Below are 15,986 nucleotides of genomic sequence, written 5' to 3' on the forward strand. Positions count from 1 at the left end.
TGACTCCGAGGAACACCGCCATGAACTTCAATATCTTCTCCATCATCGCTGCCTCCGCTATCTCTGCCACCGTTGCCCTGCCAGCCAGCGCCAACGTTGAAATCAACAGCAAAAAATCCCACACCCAGAGCTACACCCAAAAATACCTGCAACAAAGCGCCAACTTCTACGCCGCGCTGGATCACAAAACCCAAGCCTGAAATCTGCGAACATTGTCGCTCCCTGTAGGAGCTGCCGAAGGCTGCGATCTTTTGCTCTTGAAAAGTCAAAAGATCGCAGCCTTCGGCAGCTCCTACGCGCGTGTGTTTCCAAGGGTCATAGGTTTTTTTTAGCGCTGACATAGACGGGTTTAATGATCAACCAAGCTGATGGTGACTATGGAAAACGCTGAGTGGTTGCTTCGGTTTTTTTGATCGATTCTGTGGGCACTGAAACATGCCCACGGAGAACACCATGGCCAGCGCAATCCTCACTTCTGCCAAACACGGCGCCTACCTGGCCATCGGAATCTACGTGGCCATGGTGCTCGTGGTGAGCCTTTCGGCTCAATCGCAACACGACATTCAAGCGCCGATTCAGGTCGCTTATCCCGCTATCCAGTTCGAACACCGCGCGCAAAGCGTCGTGGCTGATCACGAGGATTTGTTGGGAGCGGTCGGAGCATGAAAGGACACAGACTCTGGGTCATCGCCTTCTTGGCGTTCATGACCAATGGCGCTTCACTGTTGGGGATCGGGCAGGGCTCGGCGGGCTCGGTGGCACGGTCCATCGAATGCAACCACAGCATCGCCCACGGCATTCAGACGGCCAAGGCGTTGGGGTTGTTGGTGGGTAATCCGCCATCGAAGGTTCGGGCCGAGTTCCTCGGACCGTTCCAAGTGGATTGCTCGGTGTTGGGGATGTGCTCGGTGCTGGCGTAAAAACGCGGTCACTGTGGCGAGGGAGCTTGCTCCCGCTGGGCTGCAAAGCGGCCCCAAAAGATGGGACTGCTGCGCAGTCCAACGGGAGCAAGCTCCCTCGCCACAGTAGCGCGTGTTCTTACTTTTGCATGACGCCGGTAAAAAGATCGGACTCCAGCAACCGCTGAAGCCACACCTGCAACCGCACATAAGGTGTCTGCCCAAACCACTCCCGATCCACATGCGCAAACTGCCGAACGAACGGCATCAATGCCACGTCCGCCAGGCTCAGGTGCCCGGCGAGCAAATAATTCCGCCCCTCGAGCAACTCATCCAGCTTGCGCAAAAACACCTCACCCTCGGCCCGATAATGTTCCATCGGCTGCTCGGGGTAGCGCTCGGCGTATTTGTAGCGATTCAGATGCACCTTGAACACCTGATCGTTTTCTTCGATCAGTTCCGCAATGCGCAACTGCCCCGCAGGATCGTCCTTGAGCAACCAATCCTCAGGATCGTGCTGCGCCAGGGCCCAGTGCATGATCGCCAGACTTTCATCAATCACCCGACCCTCAACCTCCAGCACCGGCACCGTGCCTTTGCTCGACAGCGCGAGCATTTCCGCAGGCTTGGCTTTCAGGCTGACTTCGACAATCTGCACTTCCACCCCTGAATAACGCAGGGCCATGCGCGCACGCATGGCGTAGGGGCAGCGGCGGAAGGAGTAGAGCGTGGTCATTTCACCTCCAGGGTGCTCAGGCCATTGCCCTGGCGACGGACCTGAATCTGCACCGGGATCCGCTCATGCATTTCCTGCACGTGGGAAATCACCGCGACTTTGCGACCCTGGGCCTGCAAGCCGTCGAGGGCGTCCATGGCCAGTTGAAGGGATTCCGGATCGAGGCTGCCGAAGCCCTCGTCGATAAACAGCGATTCGATCTTCAACGTGCTCGACGCCATCGACGCCAAACCCAGGGCCAGTGCCAGCGACACCAGGAACGTCTCGCCGCCGGACAACGAATGCACCGAGCGCAGTTCGTCGCCCATCTCCGTGTCCATCACCAGCAAACCAAGCATGCTGCCGCCGCGCTTCAGGCGATAACGACGGACCAATTGGCGCAACTGCACGTTGGCATGATGCACCAGCAAATCGAGGTTGTAGGCCTGGGCGATCTTGCGGAAGGTGTCGCCAGTGGCCGAGCCGATCAAGGCACTCAAGCGCGCCCAGCGCTGGTACTCGGTGTAGGCGTTGGCGATTTGTTGGGCCAAAGCCTGATTGGCGTTTTGCCGACGTTGATCCTCGGCCTGTTCTGCACGCAGTTCGGCGCAGCGGTGTTCGCTGGCGGCAAACAGGTTTTGCAATTCCGTCAGCGCGCTGGCCAGTTGTTCGGCGTCGAGATTGCCATTGTGTTGGGCCTGATGATTGACCAAGCGCTGATCGCGCTCCTGCAACAACACCTTGGCCTGTTCGATGGCTTTTTCGCTGTGCTGCAATTGCTGGCGCAGATCGCTGACCTGTTGGTCGTCGACGCTCAACAAATCCTCCAGCCCACCGTCATCCAGTTCTGGATGCCGCGCACGCCAGTCGGCAATCTTGCCGCTCAACTCGCGGTCTTCCTGCTCCAACGCCTCTGAACGTTGTTGCTGGGCCTTGAGTTCAGCCGCCAATTGCACCAGGCCCGTGCGCACGGTTTGCAGTTCTTGATTGGCCGCCGCTTCGGCATGCCGCGCCTGTTCGACCGCTTGATCGAGTTGCTGCTGCCACTGCTCGGCACTCGCATGATCGCCAAGCAATTGCGCGAGTTTCTGCTGGCAAGCCTGTTGCTGCTCAGCCAGCACCGTGAACTGCTGTTGCGCCGTTTCCAGTTGTTGGACGCGGGTCAGTTGACGATCCTGCTCTTTCTCCAACGTTTGCTGACGCTGTTGCTGCTCGCCGAGTTCATCGCGCTGCTGCTCGAGTTGTTCAAGGCGCTGGGCGATTTGCCGGTCGAGCTGCATGAACGTTGCGGCCGGTTCGTTGCGCAAGGCTTCCAGCGTATCGGCTGGAAGCAGGGAGCTGAACGCCGTGAGTTCTTCGTCCAGACGCTGGCGATCGCCGCTCAAGGCCTGTTGCTGAGTGCTCAGGTGCTGGGTCGCTTGCTGGCTCGCGGTTTCGGCGCTGTGCAGTTGCTGGGCCAGGCGCGCGGCGTCCTGTTGCAGGGTGAGCAGGGCAGTCTGGCGTTGTTCGTCTTGGGTGATGCTCTGGTTCAACTGACTGTTTTGCTGCGCCAGCCAGGCATCGCGTTTAGCCGCGTCCTGATTCAGCAACTGCGCGGACAGCGGATGGGCTTCGAGGCTAGGCGCCAGGCTTTGTTGTTGCGTGGCGAGGTGTTCCTGCTGCTGCAGCAACTCCTTTTGCTGCGCAATCAAACCACCGACTTCGGCGCGCAGATCGGTGAGTTTTTCCTTAAGCAGATCGACGGCTTTCTGCGCGTTGGTCAGCTCGCTTTCATCGTGCCGGCCGAGGCTTTGCAGCAAGGCTTCGGGCTGATGATAAGGATGATCGGGACTGCCGCAGACCGGGCACGGTTGGTCGTCCTGTAATTGCCCGCGCAGTTCCTCGACGCTTTCGCTGCGAGCCAGGCGTTGGCGTTCCAACAGTTCCCGGGTGACGGTCAACGTTTGTTCGGCGACGGTCAGTTCGGCTTTGGTTTTTACGCCGTCCTGGGTCAGGCGTTCACGTTCTTGCTGGGCGGCGAGTTGACGCTGTTGAAGCTCGGCGCCGCGCTTGTCCAGTTCCTGCTGACTGCCCCACAGTCGTGTCAGCTCTTCGAAGGCGCGCAGTTGCTTGCGGTTGTCCTGCAACAACGTGCTGAGCAACTGGATCTGCTCGGCCACGGCTTCCGGTTCGGCGCCGGCCTCTTTGTACAGCACTTCCAGGTTCTGCTTTTGCGCGGCCAGTTCTTCGGCGGCGCGGGTGGCGCGTTGTTGCAGATCGGCCAGTTCATCCTGGCCTTTGTTCAGGCGATTGCCGATCAGCATCAGCTGTTGCAGGCGATCGCGGTAGGCGTTCCAGGCATCGCTCAGCGGCGCCAAATGAGCGCTTTGTTCAAGCTCCCCGGCGATGCGCTGCAAACGTTCGGCGACTTGTTTTTGCTGGTCGAGCAAACCTTGAATCGTGGTCTGGCCTTGGGTGCTGGCCAGTTCCGCTTGTTGCTTGGCGTCGGCACTGAGGCTGGCATCCTTCGCCAAACGGGCGAGGGTGCTTTGCTCTTCAAAGGCCTGACGCAGCAGCGGCGCACCGGCGCTGTGCCGGTTTTGCGCCTCGGTCAGCGCGGTGTGGGCGCTGCTCAGGCTCTGTTCGAGTTGGGTCTGGCGCTCGGTCAGTGCCTGTTGCTGTTGCGTGTGCTGCTGAATCTGCGTCGCCAGCGGCATGAGTTGGGCGGTGAGTTCGGTTTTGCGCGCGAACTGATGTCGCTGCGGCGCCAGTTGCTCCAGGCGTGTCAGCTTCAGCCGTTCACCGGCCAGGCTTTCCCAGTGTTGCTGGGCGGCTTGCAGTTGCTCGGTGGCGCTGTGTTGCTCGTCCTGCAATTGGCGCAAATCTTTGAGCCACGTGTGCTGCAACTCTAATTGCTTGAGTTGTGCTTGCTGAGTCTTGAGTTGCTGCTGGGCTTCGTTGAAGCGTTCATCCAGCTCGACGCGGGCTTCGGGGGACAGCGGCGTGACACCGGTGGCCTGATCCTGCAGTAGTTTGTGGGCTTCGCGGGCCTCTTTGGTCTTGTCGAAAGCACGACGGCCCAAACGGGTGTAGAGCGCTGTGTCGGTGAGTTTTTCCAGCAACTCGCTGCGGTCGTTGTCGTCCGCCTTGAGGAACGCGCTGAACTCACTCTGGGCCAGCAGCACGGCGCGGGTGAATTGTTCAAAGTTCAGGCCCAGCGCGGCTTCGAGCTGCGCTTTGTATTCGCCTTTCTGACTGGCCAGCAGTTGATCCTGATCGATATCCCGCAGGCTCTGGCGACTGGCTTGCAACTTGCCGCCAGCCTTTTCCCGGGCGCGATTGGCTTCCCAACGGGCGCGATAGCGGCGGCCATCGATGCCGACGAAATCCACTTCGGCAAAACCTTCACCGGTGCCGCGACGCAGCAGGGTGCGGGGGTCGCCGGTGCCGATTTCGCCATCGGCGTCCGGGACTTTGGCATCGCGGCCGGTGTTGTTGAGGCGCGGCACGGCGCCGAACAGGGCCAGGCACAACGCATCGAGCAAAGTACTTTTACCGGCGCCGGTCGGCCCGGTGATGGCGAACAGTCCAGCGCTGGCCAGCGGCTCGGCGGTGAAGTCGATTTCAAACGGCCCGGCCAGGGACGCGAGGTTTTTCAGGCGGATCGCGAGGATCTTCATGGCTGTTCGCTCTCCATCTGCACGTCTTGCAGCAGCTCGGCAAAGTCCTTGAGGGTTTGCTCATCGACCTCGCTGCCGTAGTTGTCCTGCCAGGCGCGGCTGAACAGTTCCTGGGGCGAAAGCTGATCCAGTTCAATCAAGGTCGCGCCGTCATCGGTCCCGTCCTTGCTGCCGTTGCCCGCGTATTCGGCGGCGATTCGCACCAGGCGCACGGCTTTGCCTTGCAGAGCGGTTTCCACTTGATAACGCAGGTCCGGTTGCGGTTCGTCGAGGCGCACCCGGACTTCCAGCCACGGCTGGCGCTGGAGATCTTCCAGCAAGTCGGTGTTCGGCAGATCCGCCAGTTGCAGCAGGATTTCGGCCAGCGGGGCCGGGCCGATGCGTTGGAGGTTGACCGCGCGCGGGATCAGTTTCGGTTCGACGCTGACCAGGGTTTCGCCCTCGAGGGTGATGGCGAGAATCTGATGCGGATAATTGATCTCGGAGAACGACAACGGAATCGGCGAACCGCTGTAGCGGATGCGTTCTTCACCGTTGACCTTCTGCGGCTTATGCAAATGCCCAAGGGCCACGTAGCTGATGCTCGGCCCAAACAGGCTGGCGGGCAGGGCTTCGGCGTTGCCGATGATCAGGCTGCGTTCGGAATCTTCCGACACCGAACCGCCGGCCATGTGCGCATGACTGAGCGCGATCAACGCCTGACCGGGCTTGCGCTTGGCGTTGGCCGCTTCGATCAGCCATTCATGCACCTGGCCGATACCGCGCAAATAGTTGTCGCCCAACTGCGCGCCGGTCACCTCCGCAGGGCGCAGGAACGGCAGCGCCAGGCACCAACCGGCAATCTCGCCGCTGGCGTCGGGCAGCGGCAGCAACAGGCGTTCGGCGTCCAATTGCCCGTCATCGAGCCACAGCACCCGACCCAATGCGTGGGTGCGCAGGCGCCGCATCAACGGCGCCGGCAGTTCGATCCGCGAGCCGGAGTCGTGGTTGCCGGCGATCATCACGATGGTCAGCAACGGCTGCTGCTCGTGGGCGCTGACGATGAAATCGTAAAGGCGTTCCTGGGCTTTGACCGGCGGGTTGACCGTATCGAAGATATCGCCGGCGATCAGCAGCACGTCGGGCTGGTCCAGCTTCAGCTGGCGCAACAGCCAATCGAGGAAACAACCGTGCTCGAAATCGCGGTCCTGGCCGTGCAGGTTCTGCCCAAGGTGCCAGTCGGAGGTGTGGAACAGACGCAAGGCGAACTCCGTAGGAAATAAGGTGATGGCCGCGTGGGAAATGAAGGCGGCTAAAGGGGAGGGAGTTTACTGGCAAACAGGATGGATGGCGCGATGGATCTGGTCGAACGGCGGACTTGTGACCAGGATGCTTACCTGTGGCGAGGGGGCTTGCCCCCATTGGGGCGCGAAGCGGCCCCAGCGATTGACCTGATAAAACGAGTTGTCTGGTTTTGCGACTGCTGCGCAGCCGAACGGGGGCAAGCCCCCTCGCCACAACGCTGTTTCACCCGCTGATTTTGCTGCGAGCGTTCAAGCGCTGCACTTCGGCAAAAATCTGAGTAATGGCTCTTCCCGGTTGACGTTTATGCAGTCGGCGGACTTGTTCGCTCATTCTGAGCAAGTCATCACTTGGTTTCGCCCATTGCGCCTTCGGCAATGGCTCCGACCATCGCTGCATGACGTCGGGCAACATTTTTTGGCCCATGGCTTTGATGCGGCGGATTTCCCATTCGGTCAGGTAATTGGGAATCGTCCATAGCGTCATTACGTGGTACAGGTACCAGAAAAATCCCGAAATTCGATTGCGGGAACCGTCGCGGATTTGCTGATGCATGCGTGCTCGGGCGTTGCGGAACGTATGCAGGCCTTCGTGGGGCGGGTCGTCGGGGCCTTGCAGGTCTAGCGGGTCCTGGATGGATTTGAGGTCGTTGACCTCGGACTCCATGTAGCCGCGAATCGCTTCCCAGTAGCTGATGGCGATGGGCAGGCCGGCGCAGGGGAACTCGACGCTGGTCAGGGTTTCACCGTGCTGGAAACCGATGCCCATGCCGTATTGGCGGCGCACGCCATATTGGGTGACGCCTTGGGCTTCGATGACCCAGGCGCTGAGGGATTCCCAGGGGACGAAGAGCGGTTCGGTGGCGTCTTCGGGCATGAAGCAAACTTCGCGGCGTTGACGGTTGAAGCGGGTGGGGATGATCTCGACGCGTTTGTTGTGGTTGTGGAGCCAGACGCAGAGGCAGATGAATAGAGCGAACAAGCTCGTTTGTATAGCGAGCCCGTAGGCCTCATGGAAGATCCCTTCTATGGCATGAGAAATATCGTCCCAACCCATCCCGAACAAAAAAAACATAAATCCGCCAATAAGCGGGCATAAGAAAGCGACCATAAATGCGCCGCTGAAAGGCAAACCTAATATGACCTGCCATGAGAATACCTGTGGAGACCCCAACCCAAAGTCCATATACACCTCATTTAACTCCCCGATATGAGGACCACTAGGCGGTATCGGCGTAGGCAGCGGCAACGGGGCGAGATAGGTGATCTTCCCGCTTGGAAAGGGCTCGATATCGCCGGCTTTGCGAGAATGCTCAAGTTGCGGTTTCGGCACGGGGTTATCCAGGTTTTTGGGCATGGTCGACCGACTCCAGCAAATGGGTTTCAACCAACAAAACGGGAGGATGCTCGGTGACCGTGTTGGGCGGCAGCGAAGGAAAATGGCCTTCACCACGCGGGTTGAGATGAATCATGTGGGTGCGGGAAATCCACTGTCCTTTGGCATTCAGTACTTGCACGCACACCGCCAGTTCCAGTGTCTCGACCACGGGCGCCATCGGGTTATTACGGTTCAGGGGATATTGCAGGCATAAAATCAGCGGGTCTGCTTGCACGACTTGCAGGCTGTCCGACACTTCATTGCTGATCACATCCTTGCGCTCCCGGGCGGTACCGCGGCCCTGCGATGATCCTGAGAAACCGAGTTGTTTGATTCTGCGACTGCTGCGCAGCCGAACGGGGGCAAGCCCCCTCGCCACAACGCTGTTTCACCCGCTGATTTTGCTGCGAGCGTTCAATCGCTGCACTTCGGCAAAAATATCGGTAATGGCTCGTCCCGGTTGACGTTTATGCAGTCGGCGGACTTGTTCGCTCATTCTGAGCAAGTCATCACTTGGTTTCGCCCATTGCGCCTTCGGCAATGGCTCCGACCATCGCTGCATGACTTCGGGCAAGATCTTTTGGCCCATGGCTTTGATGCGGCGGATTTCCCATTCGGTGAGGTGGTTGGGGATCGTCCATAGCGTCATCACGTGGTACAGGTACCAGAAAAAACCCGAAATTCGACTGCGGGAACCATCGCGTATTTGCTGGTGCATGCGTGCTCGGGCGTTGCGGAACGTATGCAGGCCTTCGTGGGGCGGGTCGTCGGGGCCTTGCAGGTCTAGCGGGTCCTGGATGGATTTGAGGTCGTTGACTTCGTATTCCATGTAGCCGCGAATCGCTTCCCAGTAGCTGATGGCGATGGGCAGGCCAGCGCAGGGAAATTCGACGCTGGTCAGGGTTTCGCCGTGCTGGAAACCGATGCCCATGCCGTATTGGCGCTGGATGCCGTATTGAGTCGCGCCTTGGGCTTCGATGACCCAGGCGGAAAGGGATTCCCAGGGGATGAAGACGGGTTCGGTGGCGTCTTCGGGCACGAAGCAGACTTCGCGGCGTTGGCGGTTGAAGCGGGTGGGGATGATCTGGAGGCGTTTTTTGTGGTTGTGGTGCCAAGTGAAGAGGCCGATGAGTAATGAAAAAAAAGCAGCTAAAAGTCCAGGTTCTAAAGCAGCATAAAAAACATCTACCGCAAACTCCCATGAGTACAGCCACTCGTACCCCGATATGAGACCAAAACAAAAACAAAACAGCGGAAAAAGGAAGATGAACATACAGGTGCCACTGAATGGCAGGCCTAAGATGACTTGCCATGAAAATATCTGGGGCCACCCCAGCCCGAAGTCCATATACACATCATTTAGCTCTCCAATGTGAGGACCGTTCGGCGGCATTGGTGTCGGCAACGGTAACGGTGCCAGATAGGTGATTTTTCCGCTTGGAAACGGCTCGACATCTCCAGCCTTTCGCTGTTGTTCGAAGTGTGGAGCGGGCACGGCGCTATCAATCTTGGTGGGCATGATCGGCCATCTCCAGCAAATGGGTTTCTACCAGCAACATCGGTGGACGCTCGGTAACAGTTTGAGAGGGCGACACAGGGAAATGGCCTTCGCCGCGGGGGTTAAAGCGAATGACGCGATTGCGAGAAATCCATTCGCCGTTGTTGGCCAAGATTTGTAGGCAGACCGTCAGTTCCAGTGTTTCGGAAGCTGGCGTAAATTCCGCATCAATATCCAGTGGGTATTGCAGGCACAGCACCAATCGATCGGGGCCTGTTTCGACAATACGCAGGCTGTTCGCCACTTCAGTACTGATGACGTCCTTGCGCTCTCTCGGTGTGCCGCGATTGTGAAGAGGAATAGAGATACGGTGAGCGCCGATCCCCAAGCGACGGGCAGGTTGACCGTTCAAGGGCGGCTGAAAATCATTGAGCTTGAGGCCTGGCAGCACCAGATGGATGTCCTTTGGTTTGGCCTTTAAGAGCAGTTTTTTCAGCCACGAGTCATGCTCGTTTGGACCCAATTGGACATAAGGCGCATGAAGTAAAAAGACCAGATAATTTTTATATTCATCCAGCGTATGGTCGCCGTGCGCCTCCGCATCCAGGCTCCACGGCGTGGTTTTCAGCCACCTGTCGTGGGCGCTGATGTTGTAGCGGTTGAAGAGCCAGGTACCACCCAGTTCCAGTACGGTGAATAACGCCCCTGCCAAATTGAACCGGAAGAACACGGTCGACAGACGTGTACCCGCAGCGGCCCAGGCCGCTGTTCGTGCTTCGGCGCTTCGAGCTGTCAGGACTTTAGCCGTAGCGTGGACGGTATGGCTCAGACCGTAGGCATTAACGGCTGTCATGCCTCCTGCACCCAATGTGGCAAGCGCTGCACTGTTCTGTGTCGAGCCATTTCCGCTGCGTGTAGCCTGCTGCCAATTCTGGTACTGGGTATTCAAGCTGAATGCCGAAGCAATAACTCCAAAAAAGTAGGTAAAGCCACCCAACCCAATATGCATTTTCCCCATCTGCACATGAACACTCTGCAAGGCGTGTCGCTGCAGACCTGCGACAAGCTCCGCGCTTCGTGCCTTCAGGGCAGTGTCGGTGAGACTTTGGGCAGCAGTGAATCCTGCCGCCCCAGTGGCAGCCGCCGCACTCAGCAACGGCGCCAACTTACGCTTATCCCGCGCCTGGCTAAACGTCTCCCTTATGACCGAAACCAAATTCACTCCCTGCACCATAAACACCAACAATCCCATCCCCTCACTTCTAATCAACCCCGTATTCGGCGCCGCCGCCACCCCCAACCGAATATTCCTCAACAACCCCCGCACCTCCTGCTGCTGCGCCGGCGGAAACACCACCGTTACCCCCGCTCGCGCCGGCGTTGCACCGTAGAGCCGGGCCGACTGATCCGGCAGTTCCGCAATCGGGCTCAGCGCCCCCGCCAGCCGTCCCTCAAGTTGCGTCAACTGCCCGCGCACGCGCACGATTTCTCCCTGCAACTCAATCGCCCGTGGCGTCTTATGCCCCTGGCGGTTTTTGTTGTGGGTGATCTGATTGCGTTCACGGGTCAGGGCTTTGAGGTAGTCGCGCTCCCTGAGTATTTCCTTGAGGTTGGTTTGCAGCGCCGCATGTTCCGCCGGGGTGGCGACGGTAAACGTCACGCCGGTGGTTTTCGCCGCATCCAGCAGGCGCATGTGCAGCGCTTTGGGCAGGCGCTGAAACAGTTCGTCGAGGTCGGGGATTTTTTCTGCCGTCAGGTCGAAGCCTTCCAGCGCCTGGCTCAAGCCCAGGTTCAGCGCCGGACCGAGGCTGTGCCGGGCTGCGTCGGCGACGGCACGGGTGTGTTCGGGCAGGTCGTCGAGGGCCGGCAGCTGTGGTTGTTCGATTTTCTTCAACTCGGCCAGCCAGTGCGGCAGGTTGTTGAACAGGGCCATGCCGGCGTTGGACAGCGTGCTGTATTGCCCGGCCTGTTCCAGTTGCAGGCGCAGCGGCAAGGTGTAGAACAACGGCCGGGTCAGTTCCGGATGTTGTTCCAGATAGCCGAGCATCTTTTCGCTGGCGTGGTCGCTGCGGCAGATGTCCTTTAGGCAGGCGTATTCGGCGCTAAAGGTCTGGCCGAGTTGGGTTGGCTCGTGCGCGTCGTAGTACCAGGCCGAGCGGTGGTAGCGTCCGGCACACACCAGGTCCGTGCGGTCAGCGGTGATGCGCTCAAGCAGTCGGTTCCAGCGGCCAAGGTCGGCGCGGTACTGAAACAGCTCGTTGTCCATGGCCTCGCGGTCGATGAAGTCGTTGATCCCGCGTTTGCCGGTGAAGTTGGAACCCTCGAGCACGTCCTCGATGCGTTTGTTTTGCTCCTTGCCGAGTTTGATCAGGGATTTGAGGTGCCGCTCAACAAACTCGTCGGGGGCCATCGCAAAGTGCTGGCGGGTGTAATAACTGCGGTCCGCTTCATCAATGGCGCGCCTATGTGCCGTGAAGTCTGGCGTGCCGCCCTGATGTTTGAGCATCTCTTTGACGTCGGCTTCGGCTTGCTTGCGCAACTGCAGCAGTTCCGGAGGCGGCGGTACGTCGACAGGCTCGACCTTACCGCCCTTGTTCAGGTAATCCAACAAGGCTTTGCGCGTGCGTTCCCGAGTGGGTTCTGGCAACTGTTGCAGATCGCCAAGCAGGGCATTGACTGCCGGGTCGTCGCTGACCTCGCCCAGTTTTTCAACATCCGCCGGGCTGAGCTGGCTCAAGGATTCGATGTAGCAGGCCAGCAAATAGTTACGTTCGTTGTGCTCGGCATTGCTCCAGGCATCGACCCAGCCGACCACGGTGTCTTGATAGTCGGCGAGGTCACGCAGCACGCCGAGGTCGTCCTGCACCACGAGGAATAGTGTGTCGTCCTGGTAAGCCGGGCGCACCCGCCCGAGAAATTCACCGATGTGCGCCTCGCGAAAGCGCCGGGGGGTTTCCCACAGATAAGGTTCGAGTTCGTGAGCGGGAACGTTGCTGACTTGCACCGTGGGCAACAGAACGGCATCCGGTGGCGACGCTTCTTCCTGTTCGGCAGAGTCTTTTCCGGCTTGGGCCTGCTGGGCGGGCGCTGTCGCAATTTCCGCCAGCCACTGCCTGGCTTGCTCGACTGTCAGCAAGTGTTCGCCACCGGTGTCGCAATGCACCGGGCCGAGGTCAACGGCCTGCATGAAATGCTCGCGTTCTTCATGACTGTCGAGCACCTGAGCACATTTGGCGGCGGTCCACTGCACCTCGGCGAAGCACACCTGCAACGTGCTGCGCCGGGAAAACACCAGGGCCGGGCGTTCTTCAATGGCCATGCGTTGATCGCCATCGACCTTGGCCCCCTTGTGCAGCAAGGCGCTGACCACACCATTGAGCACACGGTATTCGTGCAAGTGGCCGGTGCCGCTGTCGATCACGTACAGCCAGCCATCGCGCAGCAGGCGAATGCCCAGTGGCCGGGTTTGGAGGGTGTAGGGCAATTTCAGCGTGGCGCTGGGGTCGAAGGTTTTCTCCACCAAGCCATAACGCACCGGTAGAAGCTGCACGTGGGTTTGGCGCAAAGGGCAGGCACCGGGCGAGCCGATGGCGGTTTTGGGGGCCGCCGCTGCGGCTAGGTTGGCAGGATGGCTCATGAGCGGCCTCGTTCACTTGCCCATTGGAGGGCCATGTCTGCGGCCAGCGCGATACGCTCGCCGATGGGTTGCAGCGACGGCGTATGCAGCAATCGGTTGATAGGCGGATGCTGTTCGAGCGATGAGCCGTCCAGAGAGGCCATGACGTTGGCGTAATAAAACAGCTCGGATTGGCTGCTTAAGCCCAGCGTGTTGGCCTGCGCCTCTAATTGCTCAAGCATTGGCCATCGCTGCGACACGGTTGCGCCGCGTTGGCTTTCGGGAAAAAACCGGAGCAGATGAGCGTCGAGTTCGAGCAGTACGCGACGTCGGTCAACCTGCTCCAGCGCCGAATTCTGTTCAGCGCTCAGGCGATAGGGCGTCGGCAAATCCGGGCATTCGGCCAGCAGAGGTTGATGACGTTGCCAATCACCCTCGACGCCATCAGCCGTCACCACACAGGACAACGGCCCAAACAAACGCTGATCGCCGCTGCTGAACAAGATTCGCGCCACGGCGGCATCGGCCAGTCGCAGGAACACCGGCACCCCCTCTGGCAACTCAACCGTCAACAGCTTGCGCAAGTGCTGGGCGACGGCGTGCGCCGAATCCCGGCTGAACAACAGCACGCCCCATTCCTCGTGCGCGTGCTCCAGATAAAACTGAACAAGCGGCTCGTCAGGCTGTTGAGCGGCCACCAACAGCGGTGAGATATCCCGCAGAGCGGTAAAAGAAGGGCAGTCATACAGCGCGACAGCGTTGGCGCCAGGGCTCAATTGCTTCAAGCGTTCCGGCAAATTGCTCAGGGTCGCGCCATCGAGCAACACAAAAGCCTGTTGCTCGTTCCACGGCAGGTCGGCTGGTAAAGCGATTGAGAGTGTCATGCGAGGGCGGCCTCACAAATCAGGCAGCGAGAGCCGCGCGTTGAAACCAGCGCACGGCGTTGTTGTGCTGCGTCGAAAGTGACCTTCAGCAGCGGTAATGCGCCTGGCATCAACGGTTCAGCCGGCAAACTGTCGGCCGGAGCTCCGCCCTGCGTAATCGGTACGCTGCTGAAAATGCCGTCCGGCCCCAGCGTCAGCCATTGCCCGCCAGCCTTGACCGTCAGGTGCAATCCACCATCAATGACGACTTGCTGTCCGGCGCTGAGATGAATCTGTTGGGTGGCGTTGAGTCGCTGACTGGTGACGCGAATGTGTTGGTCGCCCAGCACCAGCAGGTGATCGTCCTGCCTGAGTTCAGTCAGGCGCTTGCCGTGGGTGAGGTGGTGTTCTTCGCCGCGCAGGTCATGGCTGGCGGTGCCGCCGACCACGACGGTGCGTTGGTTGTCGACCTGAATGCGTTCGTCGTTCAGCACCAACTGAACGAAGTCACGCTGGGCCCGCAGGGCGATTTCTTCCGAGCCTTTTCTGTCCTCGATGCGCAACTCGTTGTAACCGCCACCGCCAGGGCTGCTCTGGCTGCGCAAAATGCTTTGCGTATGCTGAGCGGGCAGATCCAGTGGCACGGGCGTCGCCGCATTCGGCAAACAGCCAACGATCAACGGTTTGTCGGGGTCGCCTTCGCTGAAGCCCACCAGCACTTCCATGCCGACTCGCGGGATCAGCACACTGCCATAGCGGTCATTCGCCCAACCCGTGGCAACGCGTAGCCAGCAACTTGAGTGTTCGTTGTGTTGGCCGTCACGGTCCCACGCCATGTGGACTTTGACGCGGCCGTACTCATCGCAGTAGATCTCTTCACCGGGCGGTCCGGTGACCACTGCATGCTGGCTGCCGGTCATTCGCGGCTTGGGGTGTTCAAGGGGCGGTCGGAATATCACGTCCCATGGCGTTGCGACGAACTGGTTGCGGTAGCCCTGGCTGAAGCCGTCCTCAGGATTGCTGTCGGTAATCAGCTCTTCCAGCACTTGAGGTTGTCTGCCGACATGTTTGACCTCGGTCAGCAGCCACAAACCATTCCAGTCGCGACGCGGGTGTTCGATCAGGTCAACAAAGTGTCCGCTGCGCATGACACTTTGATCACTTCGCCCACGGGCTTGCCGGTAATCTGCGCGATGGCGCTCCAGCGTTCTTCTGGCCAGGTACTTGCCGCGCTCACGGTCGGTGAATTGCCCGGGGAAGGCGTAGTCCTCCAGATGGGGCTGTTGCGAGGTCTTGCTCTCGCTGTCGAGTGGCAGGCGAGGTTTTTCGAAGTTGTAATCCCGGCGGCTGACATGGGTGACGCGGGTTTCCAGGCTGACCTGGAAGCGATCAATGACTGAGGCTTCGGCGACCATGCCGCTGCCCTGGGCATACGCCGTTGGGCTCTGGGGTTTCGGGAAGACCGTCTGATCATCGCCGAACACCAACACATGCCCAGAGGCACTGTGCTGGAAATGAAAGTGCAGGCCTTCTTCCTCACACAGTCGTTGAATGAAGAACAGGTCCGACTCGTTGTATTGCACGCAGTACAGCCGTGGCCGGTACTCTGCGCTGAGTTGGAAGCGCCATGTGTCAGCGTGCATGCCGTGGTCGATCAACACCCGCTCGATGATTTTCGGCACGCTCAGGTGCTGGAAAATACGCTGGTTGTTGCGGTGGGCAAGGTAAGCGAGGTGGGGAACCAGGGTGATCTGGTAGTGAGTCAGGCGTTTGCCCGAATCGCCTTGCGCGACTCGATAGACCTGGCCGTGAAGACCACCATTGTCGGGTCCGAACGTGAGAAAGGCCGGGCGATGCAGCAGCGACTCGAGGTCCAGATCCGGGCGTTCGCTGACCAGTTCGAGCTCGACCTCATAGGGCCGGTTCAGCGTTTCCCTGGCCCGAAACTCGAGCACCTGGAGCTCGTAGGAAAAACCTGCAATGTCGAGTGTGAAAACAACGTCCTTCGCCGTGCTGAGCATCCCCGCATCCCTGTGTCTTTTAAAGGCACGGGACTCTGCGGGAGTCTACGAATTGGC

At 59.6% G+C, this 15,986-nt stretch carries 12 protein-coding genes; 3 read left to right on the forward strand and 9 right to left on the reverse strand.

Annotation, left to right across the window (positions count from 1 at the left end):
• Positions 1-20: 20 nt before the first annotated feature.
• The 3 genes from ACIQY3_RS03745 to ACIQY3_RS03755 all read left to right on the forward strand — a co-directional run bounded on the left by ACIQY3_RS03745 (position 21) and on the right by ACIQY3_RS03755 (position 920).
• On the forward strand, positions 21-200 hold the full coding sequence (locus ACIQY3_RS03745; protein WP_054047590.1) for a hypothetical protein: 180 nt from the start codon (positions 21-23) through the stop codon (positions 198-200).
• 253 nt (positions 201-453) lie between these two features.
• On the forward strand, positions 454-666 hold the full coding sequence (locus tag ACIQY3_RS03750; protein ID WP_054047591.1) for a hypothetical protein: 213 nt from the start codon (positions 454-456) through the stop codon (positions 664-666).
• Entirely contained in the window at positions 663-920 is a 258-nt protein-coding gene (locus ACIQY3_RS03755) for a hypothetical protein (RefSeq protein WP_403017377.1), read from the forward strand. The genes ACIQY3_RS03750 and ACIQY3_RS03755 overlap by 4 nt, the downstream gene beginning before the upstream one ends.
• Positions 921-1,038: 118 nt before the next feature.
• Here the strand turns inward: ACIQY3_RS03755 and ACIQY3_RS03760 are convergent, their stop codons facing one another.
• The 9 genes from ACIQY3_RS03760 to ACIQY3_RS03800 all read right to left on the reverse strand — a co-directional run bounded on the left by ACIQY3_RS03760 (position 1,039) and on the right by ACIQY3_RS03800 (position 15,929).
• Positions 1,039-1,635, reverse strand: coding sequence for a glutathione S-transferase (locus tag ACIQY3_RS03760; RefSeq protein ID WP_403017379.1), 597 nt, complete (start codon positions 1,633-1,635; stop codon positions 1,039-1,041).
• On the reverse strand, positions 1,632-5,273 hold the full coding sequence (locus tag ACIQY3_RS03765; protein WP_403017381.1) for an AAA family ATPase: 3,642 nt from the start codon (positions 5,271-5,273) through the stop codon (positions 1,632-1,634). Before ACIQY3_RS03765 ends, ACIQY3_RS03760 begins: the two co-directional genes overlap by 4 nt.
• Entirely contained in the window at positions 5,270-6,514 is a 1,245-nt protein-coding gene (locus tag ACIQY3_RS03770) for an exonuclease SbcCD subunit D C-terminal domain-containing protein (RefSeq protein WP_403017383.1), read from the reverse strand. Before ACIQY3_RS03770 ends, ACIQY3_RS03765 begins: the two co-directional genes overlap by 4 nt.
• A gap of 265 nt (positions 6,515-6,779) precedes the next feature.
• A complete protein-coding gene (locus tag ACIQY3_RS03775; RefSeq protein ID WP_403017385.1) occupies positions 6,780-7,910 on the reverse strand; it encodes a hypothetical protein in 1,131 nt (376 codons plus the stop codon).
• Positions 7,891-8,202 carry a hypothetical protein gene (locus ACIQY3_RS03780; RefSeq protein WP_403017387.1) on the reverse strand — a complete coding sequence of 104 codons (312 nt, stop codon included), beginning with the start codon at positions 8,200-8,202 and terminating at the stop codon, positions 7,891-7,893. The genes ACIQY3_RS03775 and ACIQY3_RS03780 overlap by 20 nt, the downstream gene beginning before the upstream one ends.
• A 117-nt stretch (positions 8,203-8,319) precedes the next feature.
• Positions 8,320-9,450, reverse strand: a complete 1,131-nt coding sequence (locus ACIQY3_RS03785; RefSeq protein WP_403017389.1) for a hypothetical protein — start codon at positions 9,448-9,450, stop codon at positions 8,320-8,322.
• A complete protein-coding gene (locus ACIQY3_RS03790) occupies positions 9,434-13,066 on the reverse strand; it encodes a toxin VasX (RefSeq protein ID WP_403017391.1) in 3,633 nt (1,210 codons plus the stop codon). The genes ACIQY3_RS03785 and ACIQY3_RS03790 overlap by 17 nt, the downstream gene beginning before the upstream one ends.
• On the reverse strand, positions 13,063-13,929 hold the full coding sequence (locus ACIQY3_RS03795; protein WP_403017393.1) for a DUF4123 domain-containing protein: 867 nt from the start codon (positions 13,927-13,929) through the stop codon (positions 13,063-13,065). The genes ACIQY3_RS03790 and ACIQY3_RS03795 overlap by 4 nt, the downstream gene beginning before the upstream one ends.
• Positions 13,926-15,929: a type VI secretion system tip protein VgrG gene (locus ACIQY3_RS03800; protein ID WP_403017395.1), complete on the reverse strand. Its 2,004-nt coding sequence runs from the start codon at positions 15,927-15,929 to the stop codon at positions 13,926-13,928. The genes ACIQY3_RS03795 and ACIQY3_RS03800 overlap by 4 nt, the downstream gene beginning before the upstream one ends.
• Positions 15,930-15,986: the final 57 nt, after the last annotated feature.

Source organism: Pseudomonas sp. NPDC096950, assembly GCF_044762525.1.
Taxonomy (GTDB): domain Bacteria; phylum Pseudomonadota; class Gammaproteobacteria; order Pseudomonadales; family Pseudomonadaceae; genus Aquipseudomonas.

Bases quoted from the DNA above. Each gene is read 5' to 3' on its own strand.
- ACIQY3_RS03745 (WP_054047590.1), top strand. From the start codon at position 21: ATGAACTTCAATATCTTCTCCATCATCGCTGCCTCCGCTATCTCTGCC.
- ACIQY3_RS03750 (WP_054047591.1), top strand. From the start codon at position 454: ATGGCCAGCGCAATCCTCACTTCTGCCAAACACGGCGCCTACCTGGCC.
- ACIQY3_RS03755 (WP_403017377.1), top strand. From the start codon at position 663: ATGAAAGGACACAGACTCTGGGTCATCGCCTTCTTGGCGTTCATGACC.
- ACIQY3_RS03760 (WP_403017379.1), bottom strand. From the start codon at position 1,635: ATGACCACGCTCTACTCCTTCCGCCGCTGCCCCTACGCCATGCGTGCG.
- ACIQY3_RS03765 (WP_403017381.1), bottom strand. From the start codon at position 5,273: ATGAAGATCCTCGCGATCCGCCTGAAAAACCTCGCGTCCCTGGCCGGG.
- ACIQY3_RS03775 (WP_403017385.1), bottom strand. From the start codon at position 7,910: ATGCCCAAAAACCTGGATAACCCCGTGCCGAAACCGCAACTTGAGCAT.
- ACIQY3_RS03785 (WP_403017389.1), bottom strand. From the start codon at position 9,450: ATGCCCACCAAGATTGATAGCGCCGTGCCCGCTCCACACTTCGAACAA.
- ACIQY3_RS03790 (WP_403017391.1), bottom strand. From the start codon at position 13,066: ATGAGCCATCCTGCCAACCTAGCCGCAGCGGCGGCCCCCAAAACCGCC.
- ACIQY3_RS03795 (WP_403017393.1), bottom strand. From the start codon at position 13,929: ATGACACTCTCAATCGCTTTACCAGCCGACCTGCCGTGGAACGAGCAA.
- ACIQY3_RS03800 (WP_403017395.1), bottom strand. From the start codon at position 15,929: ATGCTCAGCACGGCGAAGGACGTTGTTTTCACACTCGACATTGCAGGT.